The organism is Puniceicoccus vermicola (genome assembly GCF_014230055.1).
Lineage (GTDB): Bacteria > Verrucomicrobiota > Verrucomicrobiia > Opitutales > Puniceicoccaceae > Puniceicoccus > Puniceicoccus vermicola.
The window spans coordinates 1-20267 of the sequence record NZ_JACHVA010000123.1 but is presented as its reverse complement, the minus strand read 5'-3'; the positions used below and the strand labels follow the sequence as shown (position 1 = coordinate 20267).

Here is a 20267-nt window from a genome sequence, read left to right as displayed (position 1 = left end):
CGAAGGGTTCGCAGCTAAAGCGATCTAGAGCCTGCGCCGTTGCCGCCGTCCCAGTAGCGTCAAACTGGCAAAAAGACCGAAAATCAACGCCACAGAAGACGGCTCGGGGACAATCGAAATCTGCGTATAATCACCCACGTCCACGGCCTCCAGCGTTCCACCCCCAGTGTTGTTGAAAATCTGCGTTCCGAAGAGAGCCTGCGCTCCCCCAACTGTCAAGGCCGCTTCATTCACCTGAAAAGTCGCCATGATACTCTCGAAAATATAATCACCTGTCAGGAACGTATCCGTTCTGAAAAGCCCGTCCAAAAGTAACGTGTCACCGCTGTAGGTATCGTCACCACCCGCGAGGTAGAGAGTACCATCACCGGTCTTCGTCAATCCGGCATCGCCCCCAGATTGAGTGATATCGGTGTTAATCGTCGCCACCTGGCCAGCCTCCACGTCGAAGACATGCGAACCCGTACCGATAAGCTCCAACTTGATATCGCTGCCGATCGTCAGATCGGTTCCACTCAAATTGCCAATGGTGCCGCTGGTGAAATTGATCTCATGGTTTGATCCGGCTACTGTCGCACCAGCCTGAATCGTGGTGGCGCGAAAGATGGCAGAATCGGTCAGGTAGATAAAGCCTCCTTCCTCGACGGTATCGGCACCGCCAATATTATCCCCAAGAGTAAGCAAACCCACTGTGAGTGTCCCCGTGCCACTAATGTAAATGTTCCCTTGGCCAGCGCCAAATTTACTGCTGCTGTTCGTCCGCCCAAGAACAGCCGTGTTCATATGGACGCTCCCTGCGTCAAAATAGAAAGTCGCAAAACTTTTTCCGTTTCCGTTTATGCCTTGTCGGCCCATGCCCATTTGCACCGTATCAAATTGGGCGTCAACAGAGCCACCTCGGAGGTCGATGGTTGCTGTATGCAAGAATCCATCCGAAGGGAACTTTCCCCACGCCAGCAACAGGTCGGCGCCACCAGTTCCCGCCTTATCGCGTATGGTCACATTGGGGTCGATGAGCCCGGAATCAAAGGCCATATTGATCGTTGTCCCCCCGGATCTCTCCCCTTCACCCAACCACAATTCATCGATATTAAGCGTGTTCGATTGGCCCAGATACAACGCTGAATCTTGGCGTATTCCGCCCGCCTGCAGACGGTTCGCAGTAATCACGTTCGTCCCGGCCAGGGTCAGAGTTGTGATGCCACTATTGCTGCTATCGACATTAGCTCCCAGTAGAATCTGGTCTGCAGTCGCGGTAAACGACGACAAGCCGCTCATGTCAACCGTAGTTGTCTGTTTTGCGGCCCGCCCAAGTTGAATTATCCCAGCACCGTTGTTGTAGACGAGTGCACCATCGCCAGTGAAATCTGTCTGGCTTGTGTCTAATTCAGTAGTGGTGTTAAAAGCAAGGCCGGTAACGTTGAGCGTAACTCCACTATTGATCTGTGTCGTGTGGTAATTCGTATCGACACCGAAGTTCTCATAGACCAGCGAACCCACATTGTAATTCTGGTCCACAATATTGGTGACTGTGCCCGCCGTGCCCACGGCTGCGGTATTGTTAAAGGTGATATTGTCGCCAGCGGGATCGGCATTGTCGCTCCAATTGCCGACGGTGCTCCAGAAATCGTCTCCACCCGAACCATCCCACGAGATGTCCGCTGCCCAGACCGAAGCAGTTCCTAGCGCCCCCGCAACCGCGATTGCAGGAATTCGAAGGGACCAAGCCCTCACTTTCAGAATCTGAGCCATAGTTAAATTCTTTTTCATGATGATTTCGTTTTTGGGGTTAGAGGAAGTATTTGTCGACGAGAGCGACCCTTCTTGATTCTCGCTATGAATGCCACTTGTAGGACGGTCTAGGCTCTAGGGTTTTTTCTGGAGCAAAACGAAGAACCCGGCAGTGGGAATGGAAAGCGATGAAGAAAGGAACGCCATATCGTTATTAATGTGATATTTCTAAACCCTGAGGGCTGTCAACCGTTTTATTAGATTCTTACGCTTCACCTGGGATGGCTCCCCACCGAAAACCAGTCAGTGAGACCCCAAAGCATAGATAGGGGTTTCATAATCACCGACCTACCTGAACGAGCAATGACTGGCGCGGCCGCAATTCGACGAAAAGACCGTGCTCGTTCGTCTGAATCCTTTCGCCCGTCCAAAAGTCATGCAGAGGGGTCTCTTCGCCAATCCCGAGGGCGGCATAGACCGCCCCTACCACTCGTGGAGCCTCACTCCAGTTAAAGAGGGCAATGTGCTTGGAAACGCCCCGTTCAGCACTCGGGCTCCCTGTAGGGTAATCGACGTAGAGCACTTCGGGGAGCGGCTCGCCACGCCAGGCTTTTTCGTCGGGACAGAAACACCGGTGCCCCCGGTCACAGTGGTCAGTGTATTTGCGAAACGCATCCTTGAAAGTAACCGGGAGCTTTTCAAGAAAGCCTCCGATCTCTTGGGTGCCCTGGGTGATGAAACACCAATTGAGGCGGAAGAAATTTTCATCCTCGCCGCAGTCGGCATTGACCCCGACGCTGTCGTTATTGTGCAAATAGCTCTGTCGACCTGCTCGACCGAGGGCGGGAAGCGTCCAAAAGCTGGTATGAATCTGCTCCCGCCAACTCCCTCGTCCAATGTCGATCGTGTTGCGAAAGGCGTCGGCGTGAGTCGCCAGAAAAGGATTTCCCATCCCGGTGGCACAACAGGTCATAAAGATCCCGTCTTCGGGCATATATTTTCGAACCAGATCGAAAAGGAGTTTGCGGGCCATCGGCCCTGTGACATTGGGCTTCGAATAACGCAGATGGCGCATCTCGAAAGCATGGCTCCAGAAATCCATTTTTAGGGCTGTGGCCCCCCATTTCTCGAAAATCGTAGAGATTACTTTTTCCGTGTAGGCGTAAGCTCCCGGCACAGTCAGATCGAGGTGCCCGGTACCGCCATACCCCTGCAAGATCAGAGTTTCGCCGTCCGTGTTGCGCAGAAACCAATCCGGATGCTCTCGATGCAGACGGCTGTTAATGACACACTGCGGCGACCACCAGATGCCGGGCTTGAGACCAAGTCTACGCAAGTCTTCAAAAAAGCCATCCACCCCCTTCGGAAAACGCTCTCGGTTCACACAGTTTTCAGGATCGGGATAGAAGGCGTCATGAAAGTTGAAAGGCTCCCGACTGCCATCTTCGCGGATCGAACCCCGGGTGTAGCCGTCGTCCAGGAGATACGTACGGATATTGGGAATCTCTTGGGCAATGAACTCCGCCGTAGGCAGTTGGTTCGCCGCGGTCTGATCCGCCATCCGTCCATAGTTCCACGAGCAGTAGAAGGCTTCGCTGCGCAACGGGGTTTGGGTTCCCCGGAAGTCATTTCGCTCCGCAAGGAAAGCGAGATAACCCTCAAAGGCATCCTCCGGATGGGTATCCTGCAAAAGTTCTACGTAGATTCCGTCCAAATCGCACCGGCTCCCCGGTTCGAGAACATACCCATTGCACAACGGAAATTCGTGACAAATGGAAAAATCGCCAAAGCTGGTGAGATCACTCGATGCTCCCAAGCGCTGCAGCCGATAGCTCTGAAAATTCAGATCCTGCGATACGGAAGCGAGGACCATACCGTTCCCATACTCGCGGTTGGTCAGGTAAATTCCCGGAAAGGGCTGATCCTCGCCACGCCCAAGATGGATCGGGTCGACCGGAGGAATCTTGAGATAAGGCAAATCCATTTGGCAGTGCGGGTACCTTTCGATGCGCAGGTTGTCGGTGTGACAAAATCGAATATCCCAATCGCTGACTCGACCCACCTTGACTCCGTCCCCATCCCCAAACTGGCCGGTTTCGACCTCGCCCAGTTGAACAGTCTGTGAACTCGGATTCTCAATCGTGTACTCAATTTGGTAAGCGCGTCTGCCAGGAACCTTGATCAACCGAATCTGGCAACGGAGAAGGCCATGATAAAATATCCCCGCCGCAGATGTCTCGGTGATATCTTTGAACACGACGGGATAAAATACTCCACCTACGTCAACACGCACACCAAGCTGAAGTAAGCCGAGTTCACGCTCAGCGTCAAAAATAGAGAAACCATCTGTACCGATCGAATGCATAAGATTCATATTATTTATTAATTTGCCTGGCGCATATACCGGGAACACGAGAATGCAAAACACAACAGAAACGCGGAACGATCCAACGGACCGAATCTCCTTTCGAACAGGCAAAAACTTCACCTGCTCCGAGCACACAGACCAAGCAACTCATCCGCCATGATCTAGCCTGAGACTCGGGCATAAAAATAATCGCTTGACCTGCCGACCCAAAGAAAATACCACTTTAATATCGATAAGCTCTAGCCAATCAAGCCCAAAAAATACTGCACCCCAGATAGGCCGCACCAATCGTCATTCCCACCAACGACAGCGCTTGTTTAGCAAACATTCAACATCTCCAGCTTAAGAAGCGAGAACGCCCTCAAAAACAAGACACTGGCAACCGCCTGGAAAAAGATCAGGCCCTACTAATCTTTCAACATTACCCTCCACCCCATAGCCCAATACAAAATCCCACCGCCCCCCAAACAAAGATGCCCATGAGATTGCAGCCCCACGCCCCCACCCCGATCTTACATTCTGCCCTGCGAATAATTCATGCAGAGAAACAACGTCTCTTATTCCTCATTTTGATGCCATGTATGCTTCTCTCTCATCCATCAGAACTGTTGCCAGAATATACCGACTACGAAACTCCTCTTGGAAATCCCCTTCTCCCAAACACTTTCGACACGTTTAATCCCGATTTCGGAGTAGCATCCCCAGCTACTGGAGCTTGTGAAATCGCAGAGTTTACCCGTAGCGCAGCGCCTGGCGACTCACTCGCTATCAGTGCATCGGGGATGAGCAACTATGTCGGCAACGACTCAGCCAAAGACACGGAGTTCATGGCGTATGGCCAGACCAGCGTAGAAGACTCCTTCCTCGGACCACCAAAAATACACCGCATTGATGACCAGCTCGCGGCAATCAGTCTGCCTGCTACCCTCCCGGTGAACTCGGCGTATTTATTATGGGCAGGAAATGACAATGGCTTCTCCGCTCCAGTCATGATCAACAAAGCCGAAGCCTGGTGGGTAGGCCCCGATCAGACCAGCGCAGGACATACAATCAGCATCTATGGACGCAATCTCAGCCACAATAAAGGGACGACTGATTCTTGGGTCTGGATCGAGGATTCATTAGGAAACGGACAGTGGGCAACGGTTACTTCCGTCAACCCATACAAAGTCGATATCTCCGTTCCAAGTGGTCTGGACAATGGCGATTACTCCGTCTGGATGCACAATGGTCATGGCGGAACATATGGATGGTCTGATCCCTTAACTTTGACAGTACAAGACGAATTCAGCTACTCAGAGTACACCATCAACGCGACAGATTACGGGGCCGACGGCATGGATAGCGACGATGACTTCGATGCAATCAGTCTGGCTCTCTACAATGCCGCTGGTCTCCGCTGCGTTCCAATCTATCGTTCTGGCAGCATAGGCACGCTTGTAAGATACGTCTATACCGCCTCAGATTCCACATCGGATCTAATTCTCAATCGGGTAAACAACAACCCAATTGTCAGCGCTATTACCGTGAAGGAGGTGTCTTCACAGAGTGACTCCTTCAGCATCAGCCATTTCACCGGAGGCGACCCCGGAGAGGGTCTATCCCTAAGCGGCAATTATGACTATGCCGTCGATATGAGCCTGAATAGCGACACCGTCCTCCAAGGAATCACGTTTACTCGATATTCTGCTGTTAGTGGCCTAAGCGTTCAGGCCAACCGCTATACCGCTTCAGCCAACTATGGATCAACGGCAGATGACAACGCATTGGAAAAGCTGATGGCAACCCAAGTCTTTCCGAAGGGATCGAATCCAGACCAAACCATCATTCAGTACAACGTAACCCAAGGCAAAACATATGAACTCCAACTTCTCCTCTGTGGAGGCGATGTCGGCGCAAATGTTCGCAGGCTCGACATCACACTTGATGGTGCGCGGCCCAGTGACAGTGGAACGCTAGTCTTTCCTGCAGGCACCTTCTATATAAGCGACGAAATTTACATTCCCGATTCCGTTCAGGTCATTGGAGCTGGTATGGATGAAACCAGCCTCACCATGATGAGCACCCATTCCGGTGACTCGGTCCTGCGAGGAGATTATCCTAATCAAAATATTACGGTCAAGAATCTGACTCTAGATGCGAACAATGCGCTCGGAACTGGATACCCCGGAGTCATCGACATGAACAGCAGTAATACGGTTTTCGAAGGAGTTCGTATAAAGAATCTTCTTGGGCAAAGCGGCACCTTGCACCTATTTGCCAACCGCACAAAATTTCTAGACTGTGAGGTAATCGGTCGTGGTTTCATTATGTACGGCAATGATCGAGTCTCGTTTGATCACGTGGATTTTTATGGCGTCAACGCTGGGATCTCTCTCATTCATAGCTGGGGAGGTGGGAAAATTTCTGTAACAAACTGTACAGCACAAGACTACGGAAACACAGCGACTGAATCCTTCTTGGGTCGTTTCTTCACCGGAGCCGGATACAGAGGATCCGTTGAATATATTTACCTAGGAGAAAACATTGCCAACAACCTAGGGCCCCATGAAGACCATATTAATGCCAATAGCGGCGAAGCCTTTATGTTCGAAGGCTTCGACTTTGATCATCTCGGCGCACCCACTTCATCCACCTCAACCACCGTCACCATCAACGGGTTGACAACGGAGAAAATCGGAAGTCTCGGCAGGAATCGCCGCATGGTGGTCGCCAACGGCAAGGGCATGGGCCAAACACGAACTGTCATTGATTTCGACGAAACTACCGACACCGTCACCCTCGACAAACCTTGGCGAGTGATTCCGGACAGCACCAGCGAATTGACAATTCTGGGCGCCGCTGACCACGTAGCCATCTACAACAATCAACTTGACGCCAAGGATCGGTGCTACACTTCGCCCTCGCACATCGCATCCACCGCATTTCAACCGTTTGAAGGCTCCAGCAACTGGATAGTCGATGGAAATTCGGTCACCGACTACCGTTATGGAATCGCCATTTTCGCAGGGATCAATTCATCTCACGAAGTAGGAACCAATATTTCTCGCCCAAACGTATTCGGGCTTTATGAGAATAACAACTTCACGAATGCACGTTGGGGCATCAAAATGCATGACCACCGATCCAATTACGGACCCGGAATGTTAGGAAACGTATTCCGAAATAATTCTTTCTCAAACGTAATTGAACAAGGCATTCAGATTGTTCGAGCCTATGAGACAGTTTCCCCCTGCATGGACATGAACGTTTTTGAGAAGAATGTTTTCATAAACACAGCTGAGGCGATCTACGTGGATTCAAAATTTCAATCCACAAATGACGGGCAGATCAATAATACTGTTTTCTACAGCAATTCCTTTGACGGCACCTCAACGGGGGTAGCCTATTACAACGAGTTGACCGAAGATGGGAACCCAGCCTTTCGTAACAATAGTTGGAGCCAGTATCTAACGACCTACTCCGGCACTCTACCGGACGCGATTCCTGAACTACCCCAACGCGTGATTCGACTGACGGTCGGAGAAGGCAATCAAACCTCCACCCAATTCTCGATTCGAAACGCCGGCACTAGTTCACTGAATTGGACGCTTATTGATGACGCATCGTGGCTGATACCATCAGCCTCCAGTGGAACTGTCTACGATGAAGCAAGCTCATCCGACCTATTGATAACAGCCGATGCCTCATCTCTTGGAATCGGCGAATATACTGCGAACGTAGCGGTATCTGGGAACAGTCAGACGGTCAAAGCGACTGTAATTCTAAGCGTAGTTTCGCAGAACCTGATAGGACATTGGAAACTAGACAATAACCTTACTGACAGTGCTGGCAGCAACAACGGAACCATGTTCGGAAGCGGCTCAACCTACGCCTCCTCCATTGACGGCGAGGGACTAGAACTAACTGGCAATCAGCATGTAACCTATGGCGACATCCTCGATCCTGATTCCGGCAGTCAGACCATTATGCTCTGGTTCAACTGGGATGGCGCCACCGGCGGTCGTTTCCTTGCGAGTAAAGGTGGCCAACAGAACTCTCTGGACGGATGGTCCATGATGCTGAATGCCGAAGAGAAGATCGTTCTCCGCGTCATGGACGGCAACGGCCATCTTGCCGTGCAACTCAGCCCGGAAATTGCAGAAAACGAATGGCACCACATTGCAATGGTAATTGATCGGGAAGGAAAAGTTGTAAATGGATACCTTAACGGTAGCAATGATGGGTGGGCCTCCAGCGGACAAGGTATTTATGACAACAGCCTAGTAGATTTCGGAGCAATCAACACGGACAGCCCCTTGGCTTTGGCCGCCTCCTACAACGGAAGTTCGAGCTTCGTGTATCCAATGCGATTCCCCGGCCTTGTAGACGACTATCGCGTCTATAACCGGGCATTGAGTGCTGGAGAGATCGACTACATATACAATTCCATGTCCACAGCCTCAGGCATGCTCAACCACGCCCAAGAAACCTCCCTTACTACACAAATCACTAGACGACGTGCAGATCTTAAAGAAACTGTGGGGCAATCTACCCGGGCTACGGGACCATACGATCATACCATGATCAATTCCACGGACATTTCTGGTCAGGATCCGCGGAAATCGGCGTTTGTTCAGCTCGACGATGAGGTGCGTCCAAAGCAGTCGCCGCGCGCCTACTCTACCAGCAATAACACAGATACCCGTAATAATCTCGAACGGTCCGATACGAAATTGAAAATAACAAGCGTTATACCGAGTTCAGTCGATAATTTCGGTATGGCGATCGTTGAAATTAACGGAGCCAACTTTGATTCTGGAGTCGAAATCATTCTAATACGGGATGAGTGGCCTAACACATTAAATGCCACGGTGTATCACCAAGACTCCCATCAAGTGTTTGCTGCGTTTGAGTTAAGCCACGATGAAGTATCTCCGGGCACCTATGATATTCGAGTCAGGAACCAGAATGGAGATTCATTCACCTTCCGCAAAAGTCTCACGATTATTGACTGGGACGACTGATTCGACCGTAGGACACTGGCTCTCTATGCAGCGCGATTGGTTTATTCCGTTCCCGAAGTGCCGGATATCGGTGATCCAGATAACCTCTTAGACCACTGCATAAAACCACATATTGGCACGACGACTATACCACCGAACTCTATATGAAAAAAACAGTAACACGACTTTCCTTTTCGCCCGCGATTCTCGCCCTTTTGCTGATGACGGCTCCTATTTTCGGAAAGATCGCGTCTCCCACCACCGACGGAATTACCGACGGGAGCTCTACCGTCGGCAGAAACGAACCGATTGATTCTGTTCAACCACAGCGAGCCGGAACTCGAACCGAGGCGTCGAACTACAGCACCCCCTCGGATCCGGAGAAGCCGCTGCGCATCATGCCATTGGGGGATTCCATTACGGTGGGCTACACGAATGCGGACTGGTCCGGCGGAGCATGGGAGTCTGGTTACCGCAGCGGGCTCTACACCCTGCTGACCCAAGCTGGCTATTCGTTTAAATTTGTTGGCAGCTCTCAAGAACCAGAGTCTCTAAGGAACCCGAGAAATACCGACCCCGCCTACCCTCCTACTCTCGATCTAGAGACTCTCAATCAGGCAGAACACAACGGCTATGGCGGCAAGAATGTCAGCTATCTACGAAAGAACATCCTCACCTGGCTGGCTGCCGACGATCCGGATCTGATTCTACTCAAGATCGGCACGAACGGACAGGATCAAAACGGCCTCGACAAACTGGTCGATACGATCACGACCGCAAGCCCCGACAGCCATCTCATCATCGCCCAAATTATGCCGAAAATCAGATACCAACCGGGAATCGTGGACTACAACCGTTACATTCGCGACACACTCGTTCCCAAGTATCAAACACTCGGAAGAAAAGTAACTCAGGTAGACCTATATGCCCCTTTCCTCACCGACACTGATGATCTTCGCTCAATCGACCCGACGCTGTTCTCAAACGGCATCAATCACCCGACCAACGACGGCTACCAGAAAATGGCTGAGGTCTGGTTCGAAGGAATCGAAGCGCTCGGGAACCAACCGCAAAATTAAGAGAACGAAGTTTTCTCCATTTCACAGCACGAAGGCGTAAGCATCCGAAAATGTCAGAAAATAAACAACCCCATGTTCTATTGCTGATTTCCGATCAACATCGGGCGAGCACGCTTTCCTGTGCTGGTGACGCCTTGGTGCAAACCCCAGCACTCGACTCTCTCGCCGAACAAGGCGTCCGTTTGGAGAACCTCTACTGCAACAACCCCATTTGCGTGCCATCGAGAATGTCGTTTATGACCTCTCGCTACAGCCACCACTGCGAAGTCTGGGACAACTCGGATTCGCTACACTCCCATATTCCGACCTTCGCCCATGCCTTCGGCCTCGCCGGCTATCGGACGGTCCTCTGCGGACGAATGCATTTTGTCGGAGGCGACCAGCTCCACGGATTCCAGGAACGCGCGTTTGGGGATGTTTGCGGCGGATACCTCGGGACCAATCGCGCCGAGTATCGATCCCGTGGGTTTTTCGGCGTCCGCGAATCGATCGAGAACGCAGGTCCCGGACCCGCAAACGATTTGGCATACGACCAGGGAGTCACAGCAAACGCCTGCCGAATCATTCGCGACCATGAGGAGACGGGTGATCCAAGGCCTCTCCTACTCGTTGTATCGTGGTATTCACCTCATGACCCCTACCGTGCCTACCGGAAAGATTTCGAACGTCACACAGCCGATAATGACTCGCCAAAGATCGATCCGAGAGGCGAAAAATTGCACCCCCTGCTGACCACTCTACGCGCACGACAAGATCTCGATTCACTGGAGGATGCCCAACTTTCTGTCGCCAGAGCCTCTTACCGGGCCAAAGTCGAATTCCTGGATGAGCAGATTGGGCGGGTCCTCGAACATTGGCGATTCTCGTCTTTTTCCGAGAATCAGGCGGTCTGCTATCTCAGTGATCACGGCGAGATGCTGGGGGACCATGGTCTCTGGGCAAAAAACTGTTTTTACGACCCCGCCTCGAAGGTCCCCGGAATTATGGTTTTCCCGGATGAATTCTCATCCGGGAAAACTGAAGCCCGACCTGCCTCGCTCGTGGATATAACCGCCACTCTGGTCGACATTGCGGGAGCCCCACCTCTCCCAGCCAGCGATGGCCAATCCCTCCGGGATGGACTCCGGGGAGAAGAGACGTGGCCATCGGAGGTTTTGGTAGAAATGATCCCGAGTGACGGAAACGTGAGCCGGATGATTCGCCGGGGAAAATGGAAGCTAAACTGGTATCCCCAAAGAGACCACGAGTGGGAACTCTTCGATCTTGAAAACGACCCTGACGAACTGGAGGACCTGAGTCGACAGCCTGAAGCCAGCCAGCGCATCCAAGAATTGGCACCGCTTCTCAGAAAAGACGAATGGTCGCCACAGGCGTGCCAGCGAATCCGTCAGAAACAGACAGAAGGCAAACGGTATCTTTCGCAATGGGCTCTGGCAACCATTCCTCAGGATCCCACAATGTTCGGCATAGCAGCTCCTCTCTAGAACTAGAGTCTACTTTAGAACTCAATAAACCTATCCGAGACTTTTGATCTAAAACGTTCGGGGAAAGATATGCGACGAAAGTCCTTTAACGACTAGTTCCTCACATTTTCGCCTCTATTCAAAAAAAGATACTGAACTTCTAAAAAGTCACACCGCCAACGAAAATTTTCAATGTCCCAAAAACCCAATATCATCCTAATAAATTGTGACGATCTCGGCTATGGAGATCTTGGCTGCTACGGTTCGCACCTCAACCAAACTCCACATATAGATGCCCTCAGTCGCGGCGGAATGCAGTTCACAGACTTCTACATGGGGAGCCCCGTCTGCTCAGCTTCGCGGGCGGCGATGTTAACCGGATGCTATCCGCAGCGAGTAGGCTTCGGCTCCAACCCTGTCCTATTTCCCGGCGACGCCGTCGGTCTGCGTTCGACCGAAAGCACTATCGCCACCCAACTCAAATCCGCCAGCTACGCCACCAAAATCATTGGGAAATGGCATTGCGGCGACCAACCGGACTTCCTTCCTACCCGTCACGGCTTCGACGAATACTTTGGCATCCCCTACAGCAATGACATGGGGCGCCAAGTCAACAACCCCAAGAATCCCCCCTTACCCCTAGTCCGCAACGAAACCGTGATTCAGCAGCAACCCGACCAACGGGGCATAACGGAACGCTACACCGACGAGGCACTCCAATTCATCCGTAACCATCAAGAGAGGCCATTCTTTCTCTACCTCGCTCACATGTACGTGCATGTGCCACTTTTTGTACCCCCTCAGTTCCTGAACCGCTCTCAGAATGGTGCTTACGGTGCTGCCGTGGAATGCATCGACTGGTCGACCGGGATTCTGATGGATTGTTTGAAGAAACTCGGCCTCTTCGAAAACACTGTCATCCTCTTCACTAGCGACAACGGCTCCCGCGCCCTAGACGAAGGAGGTAGCAATGGAAAGTGCCGCGGAACCAAAGGAACGACATGGGAGGGAGGACAACGAGTCCCCTGCATCATTCATTGGCCCGCGAGGATTCAGTCCGGTCGCGTCTGCTCTGGCGTAGCGCGGTCTATCGACCTTCTTCCCACACTATCCTCCATAGCCAATACCCCCACCGAGCCGGCTGCTCCGATCGATGGAGTAGACTTCTCGGAATACCTCTTCGGACAATTAGAAGAATACCCAAACAACCAATTCAATTACTACTTGTGGCACGACTTGGAAGCTATTCGAATCGGCCATTGGAAGCTTCATTTCAGCAAACGCAAGCACGACAAACGCACTCCCAACCACGAGCTCTACAATCTTTCCGAGGATCCCAGCGAAACCACCAATGTCTACGAGCAGTACCCGGACATTGTAAGAGAACTCGAAGAACGCGCTCAAGAGCAGCGAGAACGCCTCGGTGACGAAATCACCGGAAACCGCGGTTCAGAGGTGCGCCCAATTGGCAGGGTTAAAATTCCTACCCCTCTTACCGAATACGATGAATCCCATCCCTACATGATCGCCATGTATGACCTCCCAGACATGCCAACCATGACCGGATAGAGAGTCCAGTTGTTATAAAACTGGCAGCCCCCCCCTGAATTTGGCCTATTGCTGTTGATAGATATTCCGGACAGATAAAACCGAAATGTCAGATGAAAAGGAGAACTAAAACCGAAGAGATCATCCGCATTCTTCGCACGAGCGAAGTCATGCGTGTGGATGACATATGCCGCGAATACGGCGTCAGCGCTCCGGAGTACCACCGCTGAAAGAAGCAGGATAGCGGGTTGATCGTAAAGGAGATGCAACGGCTCAAGGAACTGTAGAAGGAAACTAATCAGCTCAAGAAGATCGTGACTGACCAGTTGATTCAGATCAAACCCTTGGAGATCTCGTTGAATAAAAACCTGAGCCCGGTTCGCCAGCGCAGCACCACCACGAAGGTGGTTGCGATGCGAATTCATAAACTAAGCCATAACATTTTCAAATGACCATAGCCAAGGAATTCAAACCACATGAGATCATTCCATACAAGGAAGTCTCCACGTCCAGACTTCAGCTTCACGTCTTCTTTCCCAAAGCCAACAAGACCTCCGACCGACGACCGGCAATTGTCTTCTTTTTTGGCGGCGGATGGAAGAACGGCTCGCCCGCTCAATTTTATCCGCAGTGCGAACATCTGGCATATCGCGGAATCGTAGCCATCTCAGCCGAGTATCGTGTTGAATCTCTCCACAGAACGTCGCCTCGGGAATCGGTTATCGACGGTAAATCCGCTATCCGGTGGGTCCGCCAACATGCCATGGAACTGGGAGTGGACCCCGAACAAATTGTAGCGGGCGGCGGCTCAGCCGGAGCTCACGTCGCAGCGGCCACCGCAATGATTGAGGGATTCGAGCAGCCGGGCGAGGATACGAGCGTGAGTTGTCGCCCCAATGCCCTCGTGCTCTTCAATCCCGTCTTTGACAATGGGCCGAACGGCTACGGCTATGATCGTGTCAAGGAATACTGGGAGGAGTTTTCTCCTCTACACAACATCCGCGAGTCGACTCCACCCACGATCGTTCTCCTTGGGACAAAGGATAATCTGGTACCAGTCGAAACGGCCGAAGCCTACAAGGATCAGATGGAGATAAAAGGGAACCGCTGCGACCTCTATCTATTCGAGGGACAACCGCATGGATTCTTCAACTATAACAACCCCGAGAACTTTGCCGGGACCGTAGACAAAATGGATCAATTCCTCATGTCGATCGGATTCCTTGAGGCGGAATAGGAGTGATCGACTTAACAATCTCAAAGTTCAATCGAGCCGAAGCAATTAAAGCGAAGCCGGAGATTGGCTAAACCCAAAAACGCTTGGACCGATCGATTCGATATCCCCGGTCAGACGTTGAACCCGGAAACCATTATGCCTAGTGGTTCGTAGGAAGCCATACACCTCGCGTTAGGGTTCTACGGAATTATTGAGCGGCGGCAGACGAATCAATTTGTCCCAATCCGACCAGCACACGGTAGTCGCCATCAAAGATATCCACAAAACGCTCGATAACCTCCTCTTCTGTTTCGGAGACAGATTCGTCTTTTCCGCGGAAGACAATGGCATTCAATTGCGGACGCTCGTCAGCGTATTGGTCAAAGAACAGGCGCTGCTGCTGCTCGAGCCAATCCAGCGTTTCCCGCTCGGAGATCGTCAAAGACTCATTCTGTGCCATGCCTGAAATGGGGGGCGTATAGTCCTTAAAGTCTTTCGCCACCTGCTTCTCAACCCTGTCCCTAAGTTCAATATTCTCTTTTCGAGAATATACCCGTGGAGGAATACCTTTTTTGGCCCGCGCGGCAGCTTCCTTTCGCTTCACGTCTTGCACCCGCTTGCTGATCTCAGCGACAGTCGCTGAGCGCGCTTTTCGATATTCCTCAACCGTATCAAACTCAGTCCTCTCTTCGATACGGTCCAAGAATTCCTTCTTTGACCGTTCGATTTCTTTTTCTGATTTTCGCACAGTTTCCGAGAGATTAGTCAAATCCGGCATTCTATCGGACAGGATGTAAATCGCGTCTGGCCTCTGCTCCAGCCCAGCAACGGCAACCATGAGCATCGCATTATTCTGCGCAGAGTCGCGTGATAAAATTCTCTGCGCAAACGGCTGCTTGAATGACGAAGGCTCATAATTTCGCCTACGAATCCCCGTTGTGTTAATACTGGAATTCACTGGCATGAGCCATTGCTCAAAATCTTTTTTATTACTCGCAGTCGCCGCCACTAGTTGTGGCTGATAGATCTCCATGCGGACCCGATCAAAAAGAATCATGTTAAAAAGAACGCCCGAGGGCAGTTCGTTAATCAGGCGGATCACATCTTCCTTGATCACTCTGTAGGTAGGAATCCCCCCTTTCGCATCCTGCAACAAATCCTTACGAACATCGACAATGAAGAGGAACTTTTCCCCTTTTGCCTTGATATCGAAGAGATCTACGGAAACTGCTCCGAGATTCAGCCCCGCACCATCCGACAGGTCGCCAAAACCGTTTTCGCCGAAACGTCCAATCCCTCCGGCACCATTGATGTTCGGCATCTGGATGTCCACATCCGGCATATTGATGTCCGTGATCTGCTTAACCTGCAGCTTTTGCTTAGGGCGCTGAGACTTTCTCTGCTGCTGCTGCATCCGCACCTTATATTCGAGCTTCACTCGCTCAATTTTCTCCACAGAAGGAGGCTCCTCAAAAGTCCTGTCATCCGGCACAACCGCCTGATACACAGTCCAACCGCCAAAAGCGATCAAGGCGATGAGGTGAACGCCAAGAATTCCAAGCATTATGCTCCAGAGAATTTTGTTGGGGGATTTTTTGGAAGGGCGATACATAAATTAATAAAAAAGATCACATAGATAACAGACTACCCAAACATCAGCGCCCCTCATAAAAGGCCTACATTACAGCCTTTGCTACCGCCGGAACCCATCCAAGAGGATCAATGCATTTCCACCGCTACCGTCCCAATTCCCGACCGAAGGAAGTTGAATCGCACGTCCGGATGATCGGCAAGAAGTGACATCGGCACCGCGCTACTCCGAAACCGTTTTGAAATCATCAAAGCCGTCAGGCGCATTCCGAAGGGATTATCATGGTGCCCCGGATGCCAGATACTCACGGTTTCGGCCTTCCAGGTTTCCCGCGGGCCAACCGTGCAAGCACGGGTGGGAACAAGCGAGACGTTCCCTCCTCCGGAAGTGCGTGCATTCTGCATGATGGTTACGGGATGCAGGTCCACGACGCGCGCCGCTTTTGCCAAATATTCTTCGGGAGTGGGCGGATTCTCCTCGAATTTTCCTTCGCGACGCACCGGATCATTGAAGGCCCAATGCTTGATCTCCCCCTGCCCTCCCTGCATCAATACGCACCGAACCGAATCGTAAGTCGCGGTATATTCGGCAAGATCCCCACCGGGGAAATGTTTGTTCGAGTCCCGCATGGCCAAGTCGGAACGGATGCGGTCGAAACAAAGTTCGTTGTCACAGCGAGCGAAAGAAAGGGGATGATCCGAATCAACGGGCATTCCACGCTCATCCACCCACTCGTCCATGCCCCAGAAATGCGCTTCGCGTTGATTCAGATTGAGCTCCAACGCGTTCACCATTTGGGCAACAATCGGCAGTTGCTCCGTCGGTCCAATCGGACCACAGATGCCAGCGGGATTGTCGGGAGTCGACTGCTGCCAGGCCTGAATGTATTCGAGGGCTTGAGCCGCATAAAATTCTTCCACCGAGTCATAGAAGCGAACGGAAAACCCAGGACGGGACAATTGCTCGAGATCCGAAATGGTCAACCGGGCAGCATCATCCAGTATATCACTTTCGAGAGTCGTGTAATCCCACCAGGTCGGGGCTAATTTGCTAATTGGATGGCTCATGGATTCTAGGTTTCAGATTAATGATTCAGGAATGGACGGGTCGCAGCGCACTCTCAACAAGGTCCGGCAACAGTGATTCTAAAGGATGATAATCTCGCGGACAGAACCCGAGATGATGATGAATCCGCCAACCCTCCGCACAGGAGAACCGACAAGAATTATGCTTGGCCAGCTGATGCCCAATCTCAATCATCTCATCCACATAGGATCCCATGCCCTGGGTGGTCTCGAGCCACTCCTTTTGGCTTCGGTGACAATCCAGCATCTTCTCTTTGATCGAAATTTTCGTAGAGATATCAGCAAAAAGGTCCGGCTGAAACGGGTTCCCCATACTATCATGCAAGCCATGAGGTGCAGCGTGATAGATGCGAACTGGATCGTTATAGGTCGGAACCTCCGGAGTCGTCATATGGTTCGGCATAGCACGACTGAAGGCAGCTGACACCACCAACCGGCATACGTTCTGATGGTCCTCCATGTAGTCTTCCGGAGAATGGGTCAGGATGATCTGTGGCCGAATCTCCCGGAGTACCGCGCTGACCATGGAGAGCGAGCGGCGATCATAGAAAACGGCGAGGTCATCAAAAACCGGTTTGTGCGCGTATGCGCCCAATACCGCGGCGGACGCTCGGGACTCTTTCCATCGAATATTGGCGGTCTCCTCTCTGCCGCGAACCGCATCCCCACAACAGCCATTCGCCAGATTCCACATATGCACGGAACAACCTACCTCTTTCAAATGAGCAAGAGTGCCTGCAAAGCAGAACTCAATGTCATCCGGATGCGCTACAGCGGCGAGAACCGTTGGGAGGGGGGGGGAAGAATTCATCGGACCTCAGTATAGATCGAAGTCAACAGATTCTCTTCTACCCTATTGCAAATGTTTCAATACTATTTTAACACAAATCCATCGAGAGACGTGTATCATGAATCATAACGTTCTCCGTGAGAGAAATAATCGCGATGACTCTTCCAGACAGAACCTAAGATGACCCATCTGATATGATACCGGATCCACCACAGCTTGAAGCCCTTTCCGGAGGCCAGATTGGAGTCAAAGTTTCCACCTTCTCCAAACCAAGCGTGGATTCCCATTGGCATTTTCATCCAGAAGTCGAAGTTGTCTGGATCGAGAAAGGTCGGGGCCTTCTTCATTCCGGTCGAGCAATGCGCCCCTATGGACCGGGCGATCTGGTGCTGACTGGATCAAATCTACCTCATGCCTTCACTTCGGATCCCTCCAACAAAAGCGGCGCAAAATGGACCGTCCTCCATTTCCGTCCGCTCGCCTGGGGGGAGAATTTTTGGGCTCTCCCTGAAAATCGCCCTACACGTCTTCTCCTCGATCAGGCGGAGCGCGGAGCGATTTTCCCCAAATACTCCGCCAACAATTGCTACGAAATACTGCGACGGATGGAGAATCGAACCAAGATGGATGCTCCGATCGCGTTGTTGCTCGACCTTCTCCATTCTCTCGCGATTACCACCTCTCATGAATGGTTGAACACCCCGAATTTCTCAGTGAAGAAAGCGGCGCATATTGATTCTCGTCTAGAATCTGTTCTCCGGAAAATAGAAACTAGATTCACGGAGTCCAACCTCACCCAAGCTGAGATCGCCAAGGGTATCGGTATGTCGCCCCAAGCATTCTCGCGGTTCTTCAAAAACAAAAGCGGACGGCACTTTCACCGCCACCTAAACGAATTGCGAGTCGCTCGCGCCTGCTCTATCCTAATTGGAAGTCGTAAATCCGTTACCGAAATCGCTTACGCGGTTGGATTTTCGAACCTATCAAACTTCAATCGGCGCTTCAGGGAAATTACAGGAATGCCCCCCACCGCCTTCCGCTCTAATTTCTACAAGGACTGAACGCATTCATTCATCCAGCAAATCGCCTTTCACCCAGCTTTTCAATGCACTGAACATTTCGGGTGCGTGGCGGGCGACGACTAAACAAGGAATCGATTATCGGGGAACGATGGATACGGGTTGACAGGTTCCGGATTGCTGGGAACGTCGGGCGCAGGGCTTCCCCAAAATCGTTCATGGGCTCTTTCTCCTTTTTCGACTTCATTTGAGTTTCGTCCAGTATTTGCGCTTTTCAGCGTAATTCTGGACAAAAACAACCGCTCATTCCCGTAGCCCTACCCTGCATCCGTAGTAGATCTCGCCCAGACAGAAGTTGACCTCCCCCCGATCAAGAAGTGTCCCGACTCACTGACTTGTCTCACGGTATAGTCTTCGGGGTAACGTATTTTGTCCGTTTCGCCGAGACGCCGGGAACTGGGGCGGTAAACTTCGCCGGGAAAAAGCATGTCCAAAGCCTCGTGAGGACGATCATGATTATACTCATGACGCCAGCGGTCGAAGCGCTTTTGTTGGGCTCTCATGTTCGCCGGCGGAGGCCGAACCGCCTCGGCTTCCAAGTCCAGGTGAGTGCGCTCGTGCCACCCGTTCTCCTGCGGCGATCCCGGCGTCGTGAACTCGACACGGATTCCCTGCTCGATCCACCACACGCTCAGACGCAAGAGTCGGCCCAGAGACCCGGAAGCAAACGGAGAACCGTTGTCCACCCGGATGACCTCCGGCAGCCCGTGATAGCGCATCAGCTTTTTGCAGCTTCTCAAAGTCCCCTTGAACTGCTGATTGGGCTGACACTTGCAGCCGATCACATAACGGCTGTAGCGGTCGCACACCGTCAGCGGATCGCAGAAAGAATTAAACGCTCCACTTCCTCCTCGGTTACAGAAGGACTGCTCCCGGGACAGCGGCTCCTGTCCTTCAACCCGGCCCGTCCTTCGCGACTGTGCCGTTCCAGGTATTTATGCCCGGTCTTCCGGCTGATTCCAAAATCACGACACAGATCCGTGATCGTGAAACGGCCGGTCCCCGCAAGGGTTACAAAACGTTCTTTTTCGGTCATCGATTCGGTCTCTCTCCATGGCATGAATGCCACTATAGAGTGTTACCGATGTCCTTGGGTCATACCAATTAAGTTAAAGCAGGAACGAAATACTACCTTTATATATTCAAAATCGATATGCTCCTGCTCTAGGCGGAGCCCGGAATTCTCACGAAGCATCTCAACCATCGACCTCTCTCCAGGATTTAATGAATCGAATTCACGATCACTGATTGATTGCGCGGCTTCGTGTTTTTGCGTCCGGGAACTAAAGTGTTTCCATGTCTCTAGGTTCATCATGAGCGATTCTACGTGCG

14 protein-coding genes are annotated in these 20267 nt (G+C 51.8%); 6 read left to right on the top strand and 8 right to left on the bottom strand.

Going from position 1 to position 20267, the window contains the following annotated elements; all coding sequences use genetic code 11:
• Positions 1-24 precede the first annotated feature (24 nt).
• Together H5P30_RS15470 and H5P30_RS15465 are read right to left on the bottom strand one after the other, a co-directional pair.
• Complete coding sequence (locus tag H5P30_RS15470) at positions 25-1770, bottom strand: PEP-CTERM sorting domain-containing protein (RefSeq protein ID WP_185693818.1); 1746 nt, start codon at positions 1768-1770, stop codon at positions 25-27.
• A 301-nt stretch (positions 1771-2071) separates the two neighbouring features.
• Positions 2072-4096 (bottom strand): alpha-galactosidase, encoded by a 2025-nt coding sequence (locus H5P30_RS15465; protein ID WP_185693817.1) that lies wholly within the window; start codon positions 4094-4096, stop codon positions 2072-2074.
• 584 nt (positions 4097-4680) lie between these two features.
• Here H5P30_RS15465 and H5P30_RS15460 point away from each other — a divergent pair.
• From H5P30_RS15460 to H5P30_RS15440, 5 genes are all read left to right on the top strand, one after another.
• Positions 4681-9105, top strand: coding sequence for a LamG-like jellyroll fold domain-containing protein (locus H5P30_RS15460; RefSeq protein WP_185693816.1), 4425 nt, complete (start codon positions 4681-4683; stop codon positions 9103-9105).
• 143 nt (positions 9106-9248) lie between these two features.
• Positions 9249-10163 (top strand): GDSL-type esterase/lipase family protein, encoded by a 915-nt coding sequence (locus H5P30_RS15455; protein ID WP_185693815.1) that lies wholly within the window; start codon positions 9249-9251, stop codon positions 10161-10163.
• Positions 10164-10213: 50 nt separating this feature from the next.
• Complete coding sequence (locus H5P30_RS15450) at positions 10214-11647, top strand: sulfatase-like hydrolase/transferase (RefSeq protein ID WP_185693814.1); 1434 nt, start codon at positions 10214-10216, stop codon at positions 11645-11647.
• A gap of 171 nt (positions 11648-11818) precedes the next feature.
• On the top strand, positions 11819-13195 hold the full coding sequence (locus tag H5P30_RS15445; protein ID WP_185693813.1) for a sulfatase family protein: 1377 nt from the start codon (positions 11819-11821) through the stop codon (positions 13193-13195).
• Between the two features lie 427 nt (positions 13196-13622).
• On the top strand, positions 13623-14411 hold the full coding sequence (locus H5P30_RS15440; protein WP_185693812.1) for an alpha/beta hydrolase: 789 nt from the start codon (positions 13623-13625) through the stop codon (positions 14409-14411).
• Positions 14412-14598: 187 nt separating this feature from the next.
• Here H5P30_RS15440 and H5P30_RS15435 read toward each other — a convergent pair whose 3' ends face one another.
• The 3 genes from H5P30_RS15435 to H5P30_RS15425 form a co-directional block, all read right to left on the bottom strand.
• Positions 14599-16002, bottom strand: coding sequence for a hypothetical protein (locus H5P30_RS15435; RefSeq protein ID WP_185693811.1), 1404 nt, complete (start codon positions 16000-16002; stop codon positions 14599-14601).
• A 107-nt stretch (positions 16003-16109) separates the two neighbouring features.
• Positions 16110-17048 (bottom strand): sugar phosphate isomerase family, encoded by a 939-nt coding sequence (locus tag H5P30_RS15430; protein WP_185693810.1) that lies wholly within the window; start codon positions 17046-17048, stop codon positions 16110-16112.
• Between the two features lie 25 nt (positions 17049-17073).
• Positions 17074-17877, bottom strand: a complete 804-nt coding sequence (locus H5P30_RS15425) for a PIG-L deacetylase family protein (RefSeq protein ID WP_185693809.1) — start codon at positions 17875-17877, stop codon at positions 17074-17076.
• Positions 17878-18050: 173 nt separating this feature from the next.
• Here H5P30_RS15425 and H5P30_RS15420 point away from each other — a divergent pair, with 173 nt between their 5' ends.
• A complete protein-coding gene (locus tag H5P30_RS15420) occupies positions 18051-18917 on the top strand; it encodes a helix-turn-helix domain-containing protein (protein WP_185691751.1) in 867 nt (288 codons plus the stop codon).
• 275 nt (positions 18918-19192) lie between these two features.
• Here the strand turns inward: H5P30_RS15420 and H5P30_RS15415 are convergent, their stop codons facing one another.
• The 3 genes from H5P30_RS15415 to H5P30_RS15405 form a co-directional block, all read right to left on the bottom strand.
• The gene (locus H5P30_RS15415; RefSeq protein WP_185691750.1) at positions 19193-19744 is read right to left on the bottom strand and encodes an integrase core domain-containing protein; all 552 of its coding nucleotides are present in this window, start codon (positions 19742-19744) and stop codon (positions 19193-19195) included.
• Positions 19745-19746: 2 nt separating this feature from the next.
• Entirely contained in the window at positions 19747-19971 is a 225-nt protein-coding gene (locus H5P30_RS15410; RefSeq protein WP_185691749.1) for a leucine zipper domain-containing protein, read from the bottom strand.
• 42 nt (positions 19972-20013) lie between these two features.
• A partial coding sequence (locus H5P30_RS15405) for a Wadjet anti-phage system protein JetD domain-containing protein (protein WP_185693808.1) occupies positions 20014-20267 on the bottom strand: 254 nt, incomplete at its 5' end.